The following is a 16565-nucleotide window of genomic DNA, read 5'->3' as shown; positions in this document are numbered from 1 at the left end:
GAGCCATCTAGAGGATTGAAAAAAGGGCGATCGCATAGGGAATAAATGATGACTAAAAATCGAAAGTTTCTTCATAGAAGCTGTACAGACATTGCCAAATCCATTTTCATCTCAACGTTCAAACTTTAGTTTGGACTAACTGGCATCACAATAATGCTCAACAGGATGCCATAAAGAATCTGCTCAACCGTTCATAACAGTTGAACTTAAGGAATTGGATACAATCCTGCTCGCAGTTAAGCTGCTGTTGCAACCGGACTGTTCAGGGATTGTTCGGATGTCTTGCGTTTCGAGGCTCGTTTTTTGACCATCGGATAGCAGGGACGAGGAGTTGGCTTGTGCCCCTTGCCTCGTCCTGGCGATTTACCACGAGGTTTAGGCGCAGGAGCAGGGGTGCCAATCGCTGCCAAAATGCCTGCAAACGCTTGTGCGACCCGACCCGGAGTCAACGTTTCTTGCGGTGCCTGCCAGGGCAAGGGGTGGTCAGTACAGTCCTTTCGCGCTAACCACAACTGCCAACTGAGCAACGGCATCAGGCTGCTCCACTGTTCGGTTGCCGATACAGAACTGAACTGGGGATGTGTCCAATATAGCCTCTGCTTGGCAAAGCGATACCAGTGTTCAATGGCAAAGCGACGGAGGTAGTGCAACCACAGGGTTTCTAACGGAGGCATCTGCTCACCCAGCCAAACTAACCACAAAGGAGCCAAGCGTCGCGTGCTGCTCTGTGTCTCCAGCACCTCCACGCGCAACACTTCCATTGCCCGTTTGGGGGATTTGCGGAAATGGTATGCACTCCAACGACTGACCCGCACTCGTCCCCAGTTGGGATCATCGACTTCAACGGTTTCGACCGGGACACTCCAAGTGTCAGGGTCATTGAGTTTCATCTTATGTCCATGCTTGGCAGGTGCGCCTCGCCCTCGATACGCTGGGGGCGCGCCATAGACACATCGATTGGATGTAACCCGCAGCAGCAAGTCTGCCTCAATCCCTGCCGTTTGGTTGACAAAACTGGCATTGCCGTACCCTCGGTCGTAGATCGCCAACGGACGCACCGCTAACTGCCGAGTCACTTGTTTGAGTTGGAATGCCGCTTTACTGGCGGGTGTTTCAAAGCTGGTGATGCGCTCATGCCGCAATGGTAATGCCCAACTGCCCCTGTCTTCAGCAATCCAGGCTAAGGTACTGTAGTTTTGTCCGGCTATCGGGGCATGTCCTGTTCTGCCTGATAAGGTGCGGTCTTTCAAACGCCTGGCAGCAGGACGGTTCCACCGACTCGCATCACCTGCCAACAACGGTTGCTGCTGAGTCGGTATCTGCTGCACCAACAGCTTCAGCACCTTTGATCGGGGTAGGCGGCTATCGCGCAACGCTTCATAGGTGCTCGACCACTGGCGACGAAAGACAGGACTCTGCGATAGCCTCACAAACGACACGATGCACGCACTCACTAACACGGCATCCATCAGATCAAACAGGGCATCTCTGGCGTTTCCCAAGCTGGCATACAACGTTTGGCGAAATTGCTGAAGTTCGTTGAAAATCATGGGGTCAATGTTGGTTGTACTTCATTGACCTTACGGCAGTCGGTGCTTCTCATTGACTGCCTTCCTCTTCACCATTAGTCCAAACTAAAGAAACTTTGTTCACAGGGCTTAAGCCTGGAGAAGCGCTTTGGAGAGGGCGATCGCCCTTACAAACCGGCTTCTCACCGATTCACTCGTCCATTGATTAAGTAGGGTTATGTCTAAAGGCAGGGATTGGCGTAAAGTTTTATAACAAAATTGCTGTGTCTCTTGTTACAATCTCCTATAGGGAGGAAAGCGAAATATTCCGTGCCTGTTTTGAGATAGCCTGTTTGGGATAGCTTATTTCAGGGCAGACTGCTCGGAATGTTTCCGGCTGTATTCTCACGCCCTTCTGCACGAATTGGGAACGCGCAGTTCGGGTTTTCTCCAAGCTAAAAAGACAACGTCATCAAACATGGTAGGGGCTGGCTCATTGGGTCAGCCTTTTTTCATGTTCTGAAATTTGCCTTGAAATCTGCTACTTGAACACCGCAAATTGCCACCGGAACGTCCACAAAAATCCTGCAAAAATCCTGTAAAAACCCTACAAAAACCTCATAAAAAGAAAGAAACCCCCGGCCGAAGCCGGAGGGTTCAATCAGGGTGCATCTACCTATAGCTTCAGAGTTCAGGGCAGCCTATCCGGAGAAAACGAGGCCAATCTCGCCAATTTTCTGGTCAATTTTGCAGAAAATCAGGCTGCACGGCAGGACTATTCAAACCCCTGATTGCGCCAGGGCACCGGATCGACGGACTTGCCATTGACAAACAGCCCCCAGTGCAAGTTGGGCCCGGTCGCAGAACCCGTCGCGCCGATCGCCCCAATTCGCTGGCCCGGCTGCACAAAGTCGCCCTCCCGCACGTCGATGCGGCTAAGGTGGATGAAGATGCTGCTAACGCCCTGGCCGTGGTCAATCCCAACCGAGTTGCCGTGCAGCACAAAGCCATCCTCTACGCGCCCCACCAGCACCACCCGTCCCGCCGCCGGAGCCACCACGGGTGAACCCTGCCCACCTGCATAGTCCACGCCGCGATGATAGTAGTTCTCGGCAAACACGCCATTATAGTAGCGCCGCACGCCATATTCTGAACTCACCCGTCCACTGGCGGGACGCGCAAATGCGCCACGCCAGTATTTCTCCGGCGATACGATTTGCTTTAGCGCATCCACGCGAGAAAACTCGTACTCGGTGCCGCCAGAGCCGCCGCCTCGCACCCGAATCCGCTGCACAGGAAACGAGCGATCGCGCAGCGTGATCGCCACATTTCGCGGTTCCCCCATACCCGACACCTGGATCACCTTGCGCCCCGGCCGGTCGAGCGGCGTGGTGGGCAGCAGCGCCCGATAGCGATTTCCACTCAGTGGAAACACGGGATAGGCCGTGCCGTCCATCGTCACAGTGGGTGCGACCTCACCAGGAACCGTGGGCCGCAGCACAACGGCGATGGTATCTCCCAGGCGGGGATTGGTCGGCGCGATTTGCAAATCGGTTGCCTGGGCAGGCGCGATTAGAAGGATGAGCAGGGCGATCGCCCCTAGCCCAGCCCCCAGAAGCATCTGACGGCCCTGACGGAGCTTGCGAAAGGCTGCGGTTACCGAAAGCGACCGGACTTTGAAGAGAGGAGTCATGGCAAGGCGCTAAAACTCGACAGTGGTTGCCCAGAAGGTTACCATCGATCGCCCGTCCAAGTCTAAGTCCGAGTCTAAAAAGATTGCGTCTGGCTGATCCCAGAGTCTTAGAAGCCATGCCAAAAGGCTCCGTCTAAAGCGATCTTAGAAAGATGTTAGAAATCTGCATTAGGAATCTGTGGGCATTGGGCGATCGCCGTTCCGCGAAATCGGAGATTGCCTTAAAGTGAAAGAAGGTTAAGTTTTTTATTTTTCTGAGTATTAGGTTAAGAACTCAGACACACTCGAACACACGAGGAACCCTTCAGTCCGTGCAAGAAGATTTTCGTCTCATTGTGGATTTAGTCGTGGTGCTGGCGGCGGCAGCCGGGGGTGGTCTGCTGGCGGCGCTTCTGCGACAGCCCGTACTGCTGGGATACCTGCTGGGTGGGGCAATCGTCGGGCCTGCAGGGCTAGGGCTGGTGAAGGAACTGATCCAGGTGGAAACGCTGGCCCAGTTTGGCGCGGCGTTTTTGCTGTTTGCGCTGGGGGTGGAGTTTTCGCTAAACGAACTGCGGAAGGTGCAGGCCATTAGCCTTGGCGGTGGGGCGCTGCAAATTCTGTCTACGATTGGCATTACGGCGCTGGTGTCAGTTGGCATTGGCTGGGTCACCTCGCCGACGCAGGGCATTTTCCTCGGCTCGATTCTGTCTCTGTCTTCCACGGCGGTCGTGCTGAAGTGCTTGATGGAGCGCAACGAAACCGAAACCCTGCATGGGCGCGTCATGCTGGGTATTTTGGTGGTGCAGGATTTGGCCTTGGGGTTGATGCTGGCAGTGCTGCCTGCGCTGGAGGCTCCATCGGGCGAAATTGGCGCGGCGGTGGGCGTGGCGCTGCTGAAGACCGCGATGATTGCGGGCGGGGCGATCGCCGCTGGGATCTGGCTAATTCCACCGCTGCTGCGCCTGCTAGCCCGCACCGAAAGCCGCGAACTGTTTCTGCTGGGCGTGGTGGCGCTGTGTTTGGGCATTGCCCTACTGACGGAGTATCTGGGGCTGTCGATTGAGATGGGCGCGTTCATCGCGGGTCTGATGATCTCTGAGGTGGAATACGCCGACCAGACCCTCACCTACGTAGAGCCGATTCGAGATATCTTCGCCACGCTGTTTTTTGCAGCCGTGGGCATGTTGATCGATCCCCGCTTCATTTGGGAGAATCTGGAGCTAATTTTGGGGCTGGTGGCGCTGGTCTTTGTTGGCAAGTTTTTAATTATTGCGCCCCTGGTTCGCGCCTTTCGCTATCCGCTGAAGACAGCGCTGATCACCGGCCTGGGGCTGGCGCAGATTGGCGAATTTTCCTTCGTGCTGGCAAGCAAAGGGCAGGTGCTGGGTCTGGTGTCGCGCCGGGTGTATCTGCTGATTTTGGGCACGACCGCGGTCACGCTGGTGTTTACGCCGTTTGTGCTGCGGCTGGTGCCCAAAGTGTTTGCCTGGGCAGAGTCGGTTCCGGCGCTTCGCAACTGGCTGGAGGGCGGCGAAGGCCCCCAGGAGATTTCCGAGGCGCTGCCGCAAAAAGATCACGTCGTGGTCTGTGGCTATGGGCGGGTGGGTCGCACCATCGTCCGCCTGCTGCGGGAGAACAACTACCCCGTGGTGGTGATTGACCAGTCGGAGCAGCGGATTCAGAAACTGCGAGAGGAGCAGATTCCCTATGTCTATGGCAATGCGGCCAGTGTGCATGTAATGACGGCGGCGGGCGTAGAGCAGGCGCGGGGGATGGCGATCGCCCTGCCGGATGCCATGAGTACACGCCTTTGCCTGAAGCGAGCGCTCGAACTAGCGCCCGATTTAGACGTGGTGGTTCGCGCCGCGCAGGACAAAGACATTGAACTGCTGTATCAGCTTGGGGCGCGAGAAGTCGTGCAGCCAGAGTTTGAGGCCAGCCTGGAGCTTTCGGCGCACCTGCTCATTGGCACAGGGCGATCCACGACCGAGGTGCTTCAGGAAGTAACCGAAATTCGCAATAGCCACTATCGAGAACTGCGCCCCCAGCAGGATTCCAAAGACGTATCTCGCGATCTCCAGGCCGCCACACAGGACATGAACAGCAGGTGGTATGCCCTGCCTGACCAGTCTCCGCTGACGGGTATGACGCTCGAAGAGGCAGACCTGCGGCGGATTGCAGGCGTGAGCCTGATGGCGATTCAGCGGCGAGAGGGCGATCGCATCGACTATCCCGACGCGCAAACCGTTCTGCAATCGGGCGATCGCCTGCTGCTGGTGGGCGATGCGTCAGAAATTGCCACCTTCAAGGATCTGGCCACCGGGGAAGTGCCCGTGCCCGCCAAAGACCTCTCCTGCCAGTGGGTTGCCGTACCCGATGCCAGTCCGCTAGCGGGGCAGACCCTGGGCGACCTGGATTTGACGCAGACCTACGCTGTGCAAGTGCAGGCGGTGCGCCGAGAGGGACAGTTCATCCGCTTTCCCGACGGCTCCATTGAAATTCAGGCGGGCGATCGCCTGTTGCTCTGCGGCACGCTCTATCACCTCAACCACGCCTACCAGTGGATCACTGCCGCCTCGCCCATCTTGCCTGCGCTGTCTCCGCCCACGCTCAGTGTCCCGGTGATGGATACCGTCCCACGGGGCGATCGCGAGGCTTCTTAAATCAAGCGCAGTTGCAGTTCAACGCGGTTGAACCCTAGCTGGCCCGTGAGCTAACCTGCGGCCCCGCCCAGAGATGCGTCTTGATCAGCCCAAAGGTCAGAGGCTGATCTTCCGTGGCGACGTGCGTTCGTCCCCGCAGATCGACCGTGCAGTAGTGAACTTCGGGATCGCCCAAATTGCAGCAGCGAAACAGCGCTCGATCAGGATATTGCTGACTCCAGCCCAGCAACACTGCATTGGTATAGTTCACAAAGCTGGGCGCAAGCGTGTAGACATTGCCCGAAAACTGCTCCCACACCACGGCATAGTCCGATGCATGGCTGGCAGCAAAGCGCGATTCAAACTCTCGACACAGGAGGCGATCGCCCGTTTCTGACCAGGCAATTGGAATGGCGATCGCAATACTGCCCGCCAGATCCGACTCACCCTGCTCAGCAAAAGGATTATTCGACAGGGGCGAAGTCGGCGATACGGTTCGCAGCTCGCGGGTCTGCAAATTTTCCACAAACAGGGCGCTGCTGACCCGGCTGCGGCTGATATCCGTGCCGACCTGCATTTGCAATCGGCTATAGGCGATGTACTGACCATCTGGCGACAGCAGCGCCGACGTGCGATAGGTGTGTAGACTGGCGGCTGGCGCTTCGGTTTGGGTCGTCAGCACCCAGTTCCAGGGGACGGGAAAGGGGCTGTCGATCGGGTCAAGCTGGACAGGCGGTTGGTTCATGGTGGGCAAGCAACTCAAAAACGGTGTTTTCAAAAAGGCAATTCAAAAAGGCAATTCCTTAAAAAAGGAGCAAACTGCTGAATCACAATTCAATAGAGAAGTCCGGATGATTGCCTGTTTTAACCCAGCGCCGCAAGCACTTGTTAGCACAAGTGTCAGCATGGGGCTGCAATCAAATCGCTGCTTGAACCTGATCCAAATCCAGTCCCAGCATCAACGATTTGTCCAGTTGGATTAAACAAATTGGGTTAATAAAAAGTACAAGAATGCCGGGTTCAAACCCATACAGGTTCAACCCACTTGGAGCAAAAGCTCAGGTGTACTCAGGCTTTAGGGTTTGTTAGACCTAACACGATTGAATGATTTCTGGCAGGCACAGCCTGTGAGCAATCCGTGAGCAATCTTTCAAACCTTAAGCACTAATTTCAAGCGCGTGAATCCTCTCTATTAGTCTGTTAGATTTTCGGCAAAAACCTTTGTCAGACTTTAAGCAACTGAAAGGAAGCAGCAGGGTGACAGGCGGTAAGGACGAATAGCCTCTGAACCTAAAGCTTCTAAGACCTGAGGATCAAAGGCAACAGATCAAATCGAAGGCAATAGATTCAGAGGTAACGGAGAAAATGAAGACCGTCTGCGAGTGTGCTACTGAGCAAATTCCACACACCATATCTTAGGTATAGCAACTCTTAGCAAGATTGATGAATGTCGCGTCGAACTTTGTAACAACTCAAAGTAATGCTCAAAGTAACAGCTCAAAGGCTGGTTGCCTGACACAAGTCCCGAAAGCCCAGAAAATTCGTTGTCTTGGGATCGAAGCCCATAGCTCCTGAGTTGGAGCCGGAGGGCTTGGTCAGAGGAGCTTTTGGGCCAGCGTCCCCTACGAGAAATCAGGGGTTTCCAGAGATGTGTCAGGCAGTCAGGCTCAAAGGCAAAGCTTGGAGTCACAGAGTCAGAATCGCGATTTTCGGAATGGAATTTTTAGAGAGATGCAGGGAGATTTTCTTGAGTGGGGCTTGTTCCGCTCCCGAATTCTTCCACTATGATTGGAACAACGCCGCGCTTGGATCGCCTGTACTTGAGTTATGACCGCTGCACCCCGTCCTCCTGCCAGAAGCCGTCGCCCTCCTGTGCCTACTCAAACGGCCCGTCGTCCAATTTCCAGGCGGTTTGACGCAGCATCGGCCCATAGCGGTGGCAAGCTTGCCCCATTTCCCCAGCAGGGAGAACTGGCTCCGCTGCCTCCGCGTCCTGTCCGAAAATCGCCGCCAGTGGAGTTGATTGCGTCACCCCGATCTGGGGCAACACTCCAGCCTGCTTCCCTCAATCCGCCGCCGAGGCTTCAACGAACTGCGCGGCGGCTGGCTCGATCGGCGCAGCGGCAGGGCGATCGCCCAGTGGTTCAGTCCATTCCGGTGGCTCGAAAACCGCGCTGGCTCAATCAGCTGTTGCGGACGCAGCGGGCCTCGACAGTGATTACCACAGGGCTGGTGACGCTGAGTTTCGCAATGTACGGCTGGACGGTCTATATCCAGCATCTCTGGCGCGGCGAATTTGACCGGATGCAAGCGCTAGAACGACAAGAACGCCAGCTAACGGCAGCCAGCGAAACCCTGCGGCAGCATCTCGCAAACCAGGCTGAGCGCCCCGACTCTGGGCTGATCTTGCCCACGCCCGAAAGCGCGATTTTCCTGCCTGCACCGTCGCCCGCTCCTGCCCAAAGCCCAGTCCAAAGTCCAGCCTCGGAGCCTGCTGCACCCCTGCCCGCAGAAGTGCCAATGGCCTATTAGCCGATATGAGCCAAGGCGACTTGGGTTGGCGCGGGATCGCTGGACAGACTCAGGCTGATGCAATCTGGCTTCCCGTCCCAACAGGGCATTTTCATTTTCAGTGTTTTGTCAGTATTTTTTGGCTCAGTATTTTTTGGCATTGTCATGACCCAATCGGTTCCCCCACCCTCTGGTCTTCGACGATCCCAGCGTGCGGCTGGTAAGCGTTCTTCTAGTCCTGCAAGTAAACCTGCAAAGACGACGGGACGACCAGCTACCAATCCGCCCCGTCGTTCTCCTGCCGTCTCTGTCCGCCGCCTGCTGCGACAGTGGGGGCGATCGCTGAACGCAGCCTGGCAGGTTCTCCATGATCTGGGCGAGGGGCGATTCCCACAGGGATCGCTTCGCAAATCTCCCGGACAAGGGGCAACTCGGTCTGCTGCCCAGCGGACGGCCCGTTCAGTCGTATCGCCTCAGCGGCCGTTGCGGCGTGCATCGCTGGCGGGCCCATCTCTGGCAGGCGCATCTCTGGGGGGTGCATCTCTGGGGGGTGCGTCCCAGGGGCGATCGCCCCGTCAGAGAACACCTGGTCCAGCAAGTCCGGGCCGTTCTGCTCGATTCCCCCAACCCCGTGTGAACCCGTCGGGATCGCGCCCCCAGCGGGGGAAACGGCAGACAGCCCCTCGATCGGCGGTTCGCCCAGCGTCGAAGTCTGTGCGTCTGCATCGGGTCGATCCCGCCAGCCATCCCTCAGCGGCGCGGATGCTATTGGTGTGGGGCGTGTTGACCCTTGGCGCAATCGGGCTGACGGCCAATCTGTTTCGCTTGCAGGTGCTTCAGGCAGATGTCTTGTCCAGCCGCGCCCAAGCTCAGCAGACGGTGAGGTTGCAGCCGATTTTGCCGCGCCGCCCAATTGTCGATCATCAGGGTACGTCGCTGGCGGTGGATCGGCTGGTTTACATGCTCTACGCCCATCCCAAGCTGTTCAAAAAGTCCAAGGATGAGGTGGCCGAGGCGATCGCCCCCATCCTCAACCAGTCCTCGGTAGATTTGGCTAATCTGTTCGACGAGCAGGACAGCGGCATCGAGGTTACCTTCGGACTCTCGGAAGATGCCGCCGACCGGATTCGGGCCCTGCGGCTGGACGGGCTAGAACTGCTTCCCCGACAGCAGCGCTTCTACCCGCAGCAAGACCTACTGGCGGAGGTAGTGGGCTATGTCAATCTAGATCGAGAAGCGCAGGCGGGTGTGGAGTATACCCAGCGGGCGGCCCTGGAGCGGTCGAACCAAGTGGCTCGCTTTTTGCGCCGCGGACAGGATCTCGTTAAGCCTGGCGAAATTCCCAACTATATGCTGAAACAGGACGACCTGCGGCTAAAAATCACGGTTGATCGACGGCTCCAGCAAGCTGCTCGCAAAGCGCTTAAACAAAAAATGGCTGAGTTTAGCGCAAAGCGGGGCGCGGTGCTAGTGATGGAGGTACAGACGGGGGCGCTGCGAGTGATGGCAATAGAGCCATCCTTTGACCCCAACCAGTACTACACCTACCCGATGGATCAGCTCCGCAACTGGCTGCTGACCGATCCCTACGAGCCGGGTTCAACCTTCAAGCCAATCAACGTGGCGATCGCCCTAGAAGCCGGCACCGTCCGCCCCAACGACAGCTTCTATGACGAAGGGCGAATCTACATCGGCCCTTGGCCGATTCAGAACAGCGACGGCGCGGCGCGGGGTTCCCAAACCGTCGGGGAAATCGTCGCCCACTCTAGCAACGTCGGCATGGTGCGAATCATGCAAACGCTGAAGCCAGAGATTTATTACGACTGGCTGGCAAAGATCGAACTGGCCAAGCCCACGGGGATCGATCTGCCGTTTGAAACAGCCGGCCAGGTGAAAAAACGGGATCAGTTCCTAGGCGATCCGGTGGAGGTGGCAGTGACTGCTTTTGGGCAAGGCTTTAGCCTGACCCCGGTGCAACTGCTGCGGCTGCAAGGGGCGATCGCCAACGGCGGTTTCCTGGTCACGCCCCACGTCGTCGAAGGCCTCTTTGACAGCAGCGGCAAGCTCCACTGGCAGCCCCAATACGCGCCGCCCAAGCAGGTTTTCTCGCGTGAAACGGCGCAGGCCGTGCTGGGCATGATGGAAAAGGCCGTCGAAGAAGGCACAGGCACGCCCGCCCAAATTCCTGGCTATCGCATTGCTGGCAAAACGGGGACGGCTCAAAAAGCCAGCGCCACGGGCGGCTACGACAACGTTGCCCGAATCACCAGCTTCGTCAGCCTGTTTCCGGTTGAGGCTCCCCGCTATGCGGTGCTGGTGGTCATCGATGAACCCCAGGGCGACAATGCCTACGGCTCCACCGTTGCCGCGCCCATCGCCCGCGACGTGATGGAAGCGCTGATCCGCATTGACCTGATTTCTCCCAGCAAGGCTCCGGATACGACGGTCGTGGAGCAGTAGCGCAATGTGGAGCAGTAGCGCAATAATGAGTGGCGCAAATGTGAGTGGCGCAAATGGCGCGTCCATTCCCCTTCACGGCTGAGACACGGGATAAAAGCTATACCCAAACTGGGACTGACTGGGGACGATTTCCACGAGCTGCATGGCCTGGTTGCGATCGCCCGATGGTAGGAACCGCACCACACCCGTCGCCCCTTCAATGGTATCAGCGTTGGAGCGCAGAGATTCCGCAATGGCAGCGCGATTGGTTTTGCCAATAGAAATGGCCCTTATAAGGGCGATCGCCGCATCGTAGGCCATAGCGGTGCGCCAGTTCACGTCACCCCCCCAATATTGCCGCGAGGAGCGCACAAAGGGCGCATTGGGGTCTGCCAGCAAGATCCACGGCACGGCGACCACCATGCCCACCGCCGACTCGCCGCCGACCTGCAACACGCGGGGATTGTAAAGGCTATCGCCCCCCAAAATCGGCAGCCGCCGTCGATTAATCGCCACAACTTGCAGCGCCGGGTCGAGCGTGGCTGTGTTGGCCGCCAGCACCAGCACCTCTGCACCCTGCTGGGCAGCTTGGTCAAACGAAGCCACCGAATCGAACCCCGCAGCCGACAGGTCAAATTCGCCCACAACCTGCCCCCCATCGCTAAAGACAGCCGTCGTAAATTCATTTTTGAGGGAGGTGCTGTAGGCGCTTTGGGAATTGTAGAAAACCGCAGCCCGCTGAACCCGCAGCCGCTCTAGCATATGCCGAGACAGGGCCGCAGCAGTAAAGCGATCGCTCGGCACGGTGCGAAAGATGTACTGCCCTGCGCCCGAAAGCTGAACCGACGTGCTGGTGGGCGAGATCATGACCAGTCGACCGGCTTCATAAACCGGGGCAGCCGCCAGCGTGGCATCGCTGCCAAAGTGCCCAATCACGCCCAGCACCGAGCGATCTTTGACCAGCGCATCCGCCACCTGCGGAGTCACATCGGGGCTATTGTCGTCGTTGACAATCATCACCTTGACGGGCACGCCGTCGATGCCGCCTGCACGATTCACCTCATCCTGAGCCTGGGCCACGCCCCGCAAGATTTCCAAAGCCGAATTTGCGGAGGTGGCAGTTGGGACGGCCACAGCAATAGTGTAGGAATTTTGATCCCCAATGCGGGCATTGTTTAGATAGATCAGCGCCTCCGGGTCGTTGCGGTTTGCCTGGAGGGAGGCCTCCAAGTTGGCGATCGCCCCCTGATAGTCTCGATTGGCCAGGGCTTGCACGGCCGCCTGCTTCTGAGAGGAGGCTCCTTCGGGAAACAGCAGTTGCGCCCCGGTGCTGAGGCGATCGCTAATACGCCCTGCCCCGCCGCCCTGCCCTGGACTGCTTGTGGAGGGAGAACCGCCCTGCCCGATGCCCACGCCACCAAAACCCAGATTTCTGCCAAACCACCAAATGCCGCCTGCTAGCAGCAACAGCGTCACCAGCAGCGACAAAATCAGAGGAAGCGTTTCATTTTTCTGAGACATAGGCGTTTGGGTAGGGCACTCAGCCGCAAGATAACCGCGTAAAATCCGTTCTTTTATCCGTTCTTTTATCAGTTCATACTTATCAGATTACGAGACCTATGACGAATTGGCGGCCGATTCTGCCGATTCTACGGAAGCAGGCAGCATGGGTAGAGAATGTTGCCCAACGCCCATCGTCGCCTACCTCCATTCTTCCCAAAAGCGCTACGGATAAAATCGCTGCAAGCCTTCCAGACGCTTTGGCTGGTAATCTAAAAATTGCTTGTAACCGTTGTAAGCCCTAATAAAAAGACCGACCCAAGCGGCTTCCAGACGCTTTGGCTGGTAATCTAAAATCGCCAATCTAAAATTCAGAATTGACATTAGTTTGAGATTACTTGACGTTCTCTCTGGCTCGTAGGATTATGCGAGACATCCCAGGCTCCGCGCTTCGCTGACTCCCCTCGGCTAGGCAGTGTCTTAAAACTTTCTAGGTCGTTGATTGCCTTGAGTCGATCCCCCTAAATCCCCCTTATTAAGGGGGACCTCCGGAGTGTTTCGGCTCGGTTCCCCCCTTTTTTAAGGGGGCTAAGGGGGGATCAAAAGGCTTTAAAACACGAACACGCCCTAGACGCGGCCAAGAATTCGCCAAAGACAAACATCATGGCTAAACACATGACCCGGTTTCGCAAGATTCGCCAGACGGTTCAATTTGGCGCAACGACGCTGCTGGCACTGGCGCTGGTCAATGGCCTAAGCGTAGACGGGACAGGCGGGCTAAGCGGGCGAGAGTTTCTAACGGGCAATCCCCTGCGGCAGGGCTTTGCTCGACGCGCTGAGGCGGCTTCGGGTGGTCGCTATCGCGGCGGCACATTCAACCGTCCGTCGGGCGGCGGATCGGCTGGGGGCGGCTATTCCGGCGGGGGGTATTCGGGCGGCGGCTACTCTGGCGGTGGCTATTCCGGGGGCTATGGCGGTGGCTACACCTCGCCTGACTATTTCCCCGTACCGGGGCGCTACTATCCGCCGCCCGGCCCCATTTATATTCCGTCCAATCGGCCACCCGTGATCGTTGCCCCCGGCGGCGGCTATGTCACGCCCGTTGGCGGCGGGGGCGGGGGTGGGCTGTTTCTGCTGTTTTTCCTGCTGCCTGCGGGGCTGATGATTTTTTCCACCGTGATGTCGGCCATGCAGCGCACGGGGCGATCGCGCATTCCGGCGGCTCGTCCGGGGCGCGGCGAACTGGAGAACGACATTGTGACGGTGACGCTGCTCCAAGTGGCGCTGTTGTCCCAGGCGCGATATATCCAGGAACGGCTGAACCAGTTAGTGGCAGGCATCAATACCGACACGAAGGCAGGGCTGTCGGAGGCGCTGCGAGAAACGGTGCTGGTGCTGCTGCGATCGCCCGAAAACTGGACCCACGCCCGCGCCCTATCCAAGACCGTTTCCAGCCGCGAGGAAGCTGCCCGCCTGTTTGAACAATGGTCTATCGAAGAGCGAGGCAAATTCACCTCCGAAACCCTGGTGAACGTGGGCGGCAAAATTCGCCGACAGCCGCTTGACCTCAACCCCAACGATGACCCCGCCGCCTACATCGTGGTGACGCTGATTGTCGGCACAGAAGACGACCGCCCCCTATTTGGCCCCATCCACACGGTCGAGGAACTGAAGCTTGCCCTGCGCCGCCTGGGGGCCATTCCGCCCGAATACCTCGCCATCTACGAACTGCTGTGGACTCCCCAAGACCCCACCGACAGCCTCAGCCGCGAGGAACTGCTGACGGGCTATGCCGATATGGTGCAGGTTTAGGGTCTAGCAGGTCGAGGGATTCGGTAATCAGATAAAGGGATTAAATCACTCGCTGCAAGGTTGTGATCTTCGGGTCAATGATCTTCTGCCCCTGCCCCGGAAACTTGATAGCAAGGCAGATTTTGTTGCCTGCGCCGAAGATGTGAGTCACCTGGCCCGCGCCGTAGGCTTTGTGAACGACGCGATCGCCCACTTTCCAATCATCCGCGTGGGTGTTGAGCAAGCTTTCCTGGGCCCGCTTCGCCTTCACCTCGCGGATGGGGGTTGCCAGTTTCTTGGGCAATGCGCCCACCGCGCTGGTTAGCAGCAGTTCTTTGGGCAGTTCTGCCAAAAACAGCGATGGTGCGGCGGGTTCCCGCGTGCCATATAGTCGCCGCTCACGGGCATAGCTGATGAACAAACGCTCCTTGGCGCGGGTAATGCCGACGTAGCAGAGGCGGCGCTCTTCCTCCAGCGAGGCGGGGTCTTCCATCGAGCGGAAGTTGGGAAACAGGCCCTGCTCTACGCCAACGAGGAACACCACGGGAAACTCCAGTCCTTTGGACGAATGCAGCGTCATCAGCGACACCTGGCGCTGGTCTTCCTTCGTATTGTCCAGGTCAGAGGCGAGGGACGCATTGGCCAGAAACATCAGTAGCGTCGCGCCTTCGTTCTCTTCCTCAAATTGCAGCACCGCGTTATAGAGTTCCTGCACGTTTTGCAGGCGATCGTCCGCTTCGTTCGTGCCTTGCGCCTTCAGGTCTGCTACATAGCCCGAATCCTCTAGCACCCCCTGCACGATTTCCGCGGGCGGCGTGTCTTCCAGCTTCGCTTGCCAGGTCTGGATAGTGTTGGTAAAGCCGCTGACCGCCTTGGCAGAGCGCCCCGCCAGCGTGCTGACTAGGGTTTCATCGGTCAATACCTCCCAGAGCGTGCGATCGAGGTCGCGGGCAGCAGACTCCAGCCGATCGATCGTGGTCTTGCCGATGCCGCGCCGGGGCGTGTTGATAACGCGCTTGAGGCTCACGGTGTCTTGCGGATTGGCGATCGCCCTCAAATACCCCAGCACATCCTTAATTTCCTTGCGGTCATAGAACCGCAGCCCGCCGACGATGTTGTAGGGAATGCCGTAGCGCCCTAAAAATTCCTCAAACGCCCGCGACTGCGCGTTCGTGCGATAGAGAATTGCAAAACTGCCCCAGTGCAACTCCGGGTTATTTTGCTCCAGTTGGCGGATCTGGTCGATCACGAATCGCGCCTCATCGGTTTCGTCTTCCGCCCGAAACAGAAAGATTGACTCGCCCGCGCCCCGCGTCGCCCGCAGCACCTTGTCGATCCGCTCGGTGTTGTTTTCAATTAGCTCATTAGCCGCTTCCAGAATGTTCGCCGTCGAGCGATAGTTTTCCTCCAGCTTTACCATCGTCCGCGTGTCGTCATCCGGCAGCCCATCGCCAAAATCGTCCTGAAACTCCAGCAAAATCCGAAAATCCGCTGCTCTAAAGGAATAAATCGACTGGTCCGCATCGCCCACAACAAATACAGAGCGGTATTCCCAGTCTTTGAAATTTTCCGTCTCTTCGCCGTTCGTCACCAATAGTCGAATCAGGTCATACTGCGTGCGGTTTGTATCCTGATACTCATCCACCAGGATGTGTCTGAAGCGTTTGTGCCAGTATGCCAAAACCTGTTCATTTTGGCGGAATAGCTGGACGGGGATCAGGATCAAATCGTCGAAGTCAAGCGCGTTATTTGCGGCGAGTGCTTTTTGATATTCAGCATACACATTGGCGATCGTCCGGCCGCGAAAGTTGGGCTGTTCCCGTTCCAAATCAGCGGGCGACCAGCCCTGGTTTTTGGCATTGCTAATGGCGTAACGGACCGAGCGCGGATCAAATTTCTTGTCATCTAGATTGAGCTGATTGATGACAATATCCTTCACCAATGCCTGCGCGTCGGATTCGTCAAAGATGGAAAAATTGCGGTTCCAGGAATAGCCACCAGGATGCCGAAACTTTTCAATGTCAAATCGCAAAATGCGGGAACAGAGCGCGTGAAACGTACCGATCCACAGGTCTTTGGTAATCGTTTTATAAACAAAAGACTTCAGCCGCGTTTGCTCATGTTCGGGCAGTGCCTCCAGGGGTTTACCGTGCTTGCTCTGGGCCTCGCGCTCGGCAAACAGCTTTTCAATCCGCTCCTTCATTTCGCGGGCGGCTTTGTTGGTAAACGTCACCGCCAGAATATTTTCGGGGTCTACCCGATGGGTCAGCACCAAGTTGGCGATGCGGTAGGTCAGCGCCCGCGTTTTGCCAGAGCCAGCGCCCGCCACCACCAGCAGCGGTCCACAGTAATGCTCGACGGCACGGCGCTGGGACGGATTGAGGTGGGCGAGGAAGTCGGCGGTTTTGGGCATGGGGTGAGGGAGGGGGAACAGGGAGCGCGGAATGCTGGAGGTGAGGGAATGTCGGGATGGAGCAGGGGTTAAATCCAAGACCCCAA

Annotated in this window: 11 protein-coding genes; 5 read left to right on the top strand and 6 right to left on the bottom strand. The window is 57.4% G+C overall.

The window, feature by feature from the left end; translation table 11 throughout:
• Positions 1–236 precede the first annotated feature (236 nt).
• Together HPC62_RS07010 and HPC62_RS07005 are read right to left on the bottom strand one after the other, a co-directional pair.
• A complete protein-coding gene (locus tag HPC62_RS07010; protein ID WP_172353244.1) occupies positions 237–1550 on the bottom strand; it encodes an NF041680 family putative transposase in 1314 nt (437 codons plus the stop codon).
• Between the two features lie 733 nt (positions 1551–2283).
• Complete coding sequence (locus tag HPC62_RS07005; RefSeq protein ID WP_172354363.1) at positions 2284–3201, bottom strand: M23 family metallopeptidase; 918 nt, start codon at positions 3199–3201, stop codon at positions 2284–2286.
• A 311-nt stretch (positions 3202–3512) separates the two neighbouring features.
• On the opposite strand from HPC62_RS07005, the gene HPC62_RS07000 reads away from it, so the two are divergent.
• Positions 3513–5846, top strand: coding sequence for a cation:proton antiporter (locus HPC62_RS07000; RefSeq protein WP_172354362.1), 2334 nt, complete (start codon positions 3513–3515; stop codon positions 5844–5846).
• Positions 5847–5880: 34 nt separating this feature from the next.
• Here the strand turns inward: HPC62_RS07000 and HPC62_RS06995 are convergent, their stop codons facing one another.
• Positions 5881–6570 carry a hypothetical protein gene (locus HPC62_RS06995; protein ID WP_172354361.1) on the bottom strand — a complete coding sequence of 230 codons (690 nt, stop codon included), beginning with the start codon at positions 6568–6570 and terminating at the stop codon, positions 5881–5883.
• Here HPC62_RS06995 and HPC62_RS06990 point away from each other — a divergent pair.
• From HPC62_RS06990 to HPC62_RS06980, 3 genes are all read left to right on the top strand, one after another.
• Positions 6569–6808: a hypothetical protein gene (locus HPC62_RS06990; RefSeq protein ID WP_172354360.1), complete on the top strand. Its 240-nt coding sequence runs from the start codon at positions 6569–6571 to the stop codon at positions 6806–6808. The two genes, HPC62_RS06995 and HPC62_RS06990, sit on opposite strands and share 2 nt — an antisense overlap.
• 844 nt (positions 6809–7652) lie before the next feature.
• The gene (locus tag HPC62_RS06985; RefSeq protein WP_172354359.1) at positions 7653–8357 is read left to right on the top strand and encodes a hypothetical protein; all 705 of its coding nucleotides are present in this window, start codon (positions 7653–7655) and stop codon (positions 8355–8357) included.
• A gap of 144 nt (positions 8358–8501) precedes the next feature.
• Positions 8502–10796 carry a peptidoglycan D,D-transpeptidase FtsI family protein gene (locus tag HPC62_RS06980; protein ID WP_172354358.1) on the top strand — a complete coding sequence of 765 codons (2295 nt, stop codon included), beginning with the start codon at positions 8502–8504 and terminating at the stop codon, positions 10794–10796.
• 72 nt (positions 10797–10868) lie between these two features.
• Here HPC62_RS06980 and HPC62_RS06975 read toward each other — a convergent pair whose 3' ends face one another.
• Both HPC62_RS06975 and HPC62_RS06970 read right to left on the bottom strand, forming a co-directional pair.
• Positions 10869–12296, bottom strand: coding sequence for an ABC transporter substrate-binding protein (locus HPC62_RS06975; RefSeq protein WP_172354357.1), 1428 nt, complete (start codon positions 12294–12296; stop codon positions 10869–10871).
• A gap of 204 nt (positions 12297–12500) precedes the next feature.
• Complete coding sequence (locus tag HPC62_RS06970; RefSeq protein ID WP_172354356.1) at positions 12501–12659, bottom strand: hypothetical protein; 159 nt, start codon at positions 12657–12659, stop codon at positions 12501–12503.
• Positions 12660–12938: 279 nt separating this feature from the next.
• Between HPC62_RS06970 and HPC62_RS06965 the strand changes: the two genes are divergently transcribed.
• Positions 12939–14087 carry a DUF1517 domain-containing protein gene (locus tag HPC62_RS06965; RefSeq protein WP_172354355.1) on the top strand — a complete coding sequence of 383 codons (1149 nt, stop codon included), beginning with the start codon at positions 12939–12941 and terminating at the stop codon, positions 14085–14087.
• Between the two features lie 40 nt (positions 14088–14127).
• Here HPC62_RS06965 and pcrA read toward each other — a convergent pair whose 3' ends face one another.
• Entirely contained in the window at positions 14128–16479 is a 2352-nt protein-coding gene (gene pcrA / locus HPC62_RS06960) for a DNA helicase PcrA (protein ID WP_172354354.1), read from the bottom strand.
• Between the last annotated feature and the right edge of the window lie 86 nt (positions 16480–16565).

The organism is Thermoleptolyngbya sichuanensis A183 (assembly GCF_013177315.1).
In the GTDB taxonomy this organism is placed as follows: domain Bacteria; phylum Cyanobacteriota; class Cyanobacteriia; order Elainellales; family Elainellaceae; genus Thermoleptolyngbya; species Thermoleptolyngbya sichuanensis.
This window is presented reverse-complemented; position numbering and strand designations above follow the sequence as displayed.

Excerpts from the sequence above, each read along its gene's own strand:
- HPC62_RS07010 (WP_172353244.1), bottom strand. The coding sequence starts at position 1,550 with ATGATTTTCAACGAACTTCAGCAATTTCGCCAAACGTTGTATGCCAGC.
- HPC62_RS07005 (WP_172354363.1), bottom strand. The coding sequence starts at position 3,201 with ATGACTCCTCTCTTCAAAGTCCGGTCGCTTTCGGTAACCGCAGCCTTT.
- HPC62_RS06990 (WP_172354360.1), top strand. The coding sequence starts at position 6,569 with ATGGTGGGCAAGCAACTCAAAAACGGTGTTTTCAAAAAGGCAATTCAA.
- HPC62_RS06995 (WP_172354361.1), bottom strand. The coding sequence starts at position 6,570 with ATGAACCAACCGCCTGTCCAGCTTGACCCGATCGACAGCCCCTTTCCC.
- HPC62_RS06985 (WP_172354359.1), top strand. The coding sequence starts at position 7,653 with ATGACCGCTGCACCCCGTCCTCCTGCCAGAAGCCGTCGCCCTCCTGTG.
- HPC62_RS06980 (WP_172354358.1), top strand. The coding sequence starts at position 8,502 with ATGACCCAATCGGTTCCCCCACCCTCTGGTCTTCGACGATCCCAGCGT.
- HPC62_RS06975 (WP_172354357.1), bottom strand. The coding sequence starts at position 12,296 with ATGTCTCAGAAAAATGAAACGCTTCCTCTGATTTTGTCGCTGCTGGTG.
- HPC62_RS06970 (WP_172354356.1), bottom strand. The coding sequence starts at position 12,659 with ATGTCAATTCTGAATTTTAGATTGGCGATTTTAGATTACCAGCCAAAG.
- HPC62_RS06965 (WP_172354355.1), top strand. The coding sequence starts at position 12,939 with ATGGCTAAACACATGACCCGGTTTCGCAAGATTCGCCAGACGGTTCAA.
- pcrA (WP_172354354.1), bottom strand. The coding sequence starts at position 16,479 with ATGCCCAAAACCGCCGACTTCCTCGCCCACCTCAATCCGTCCCAGCGC.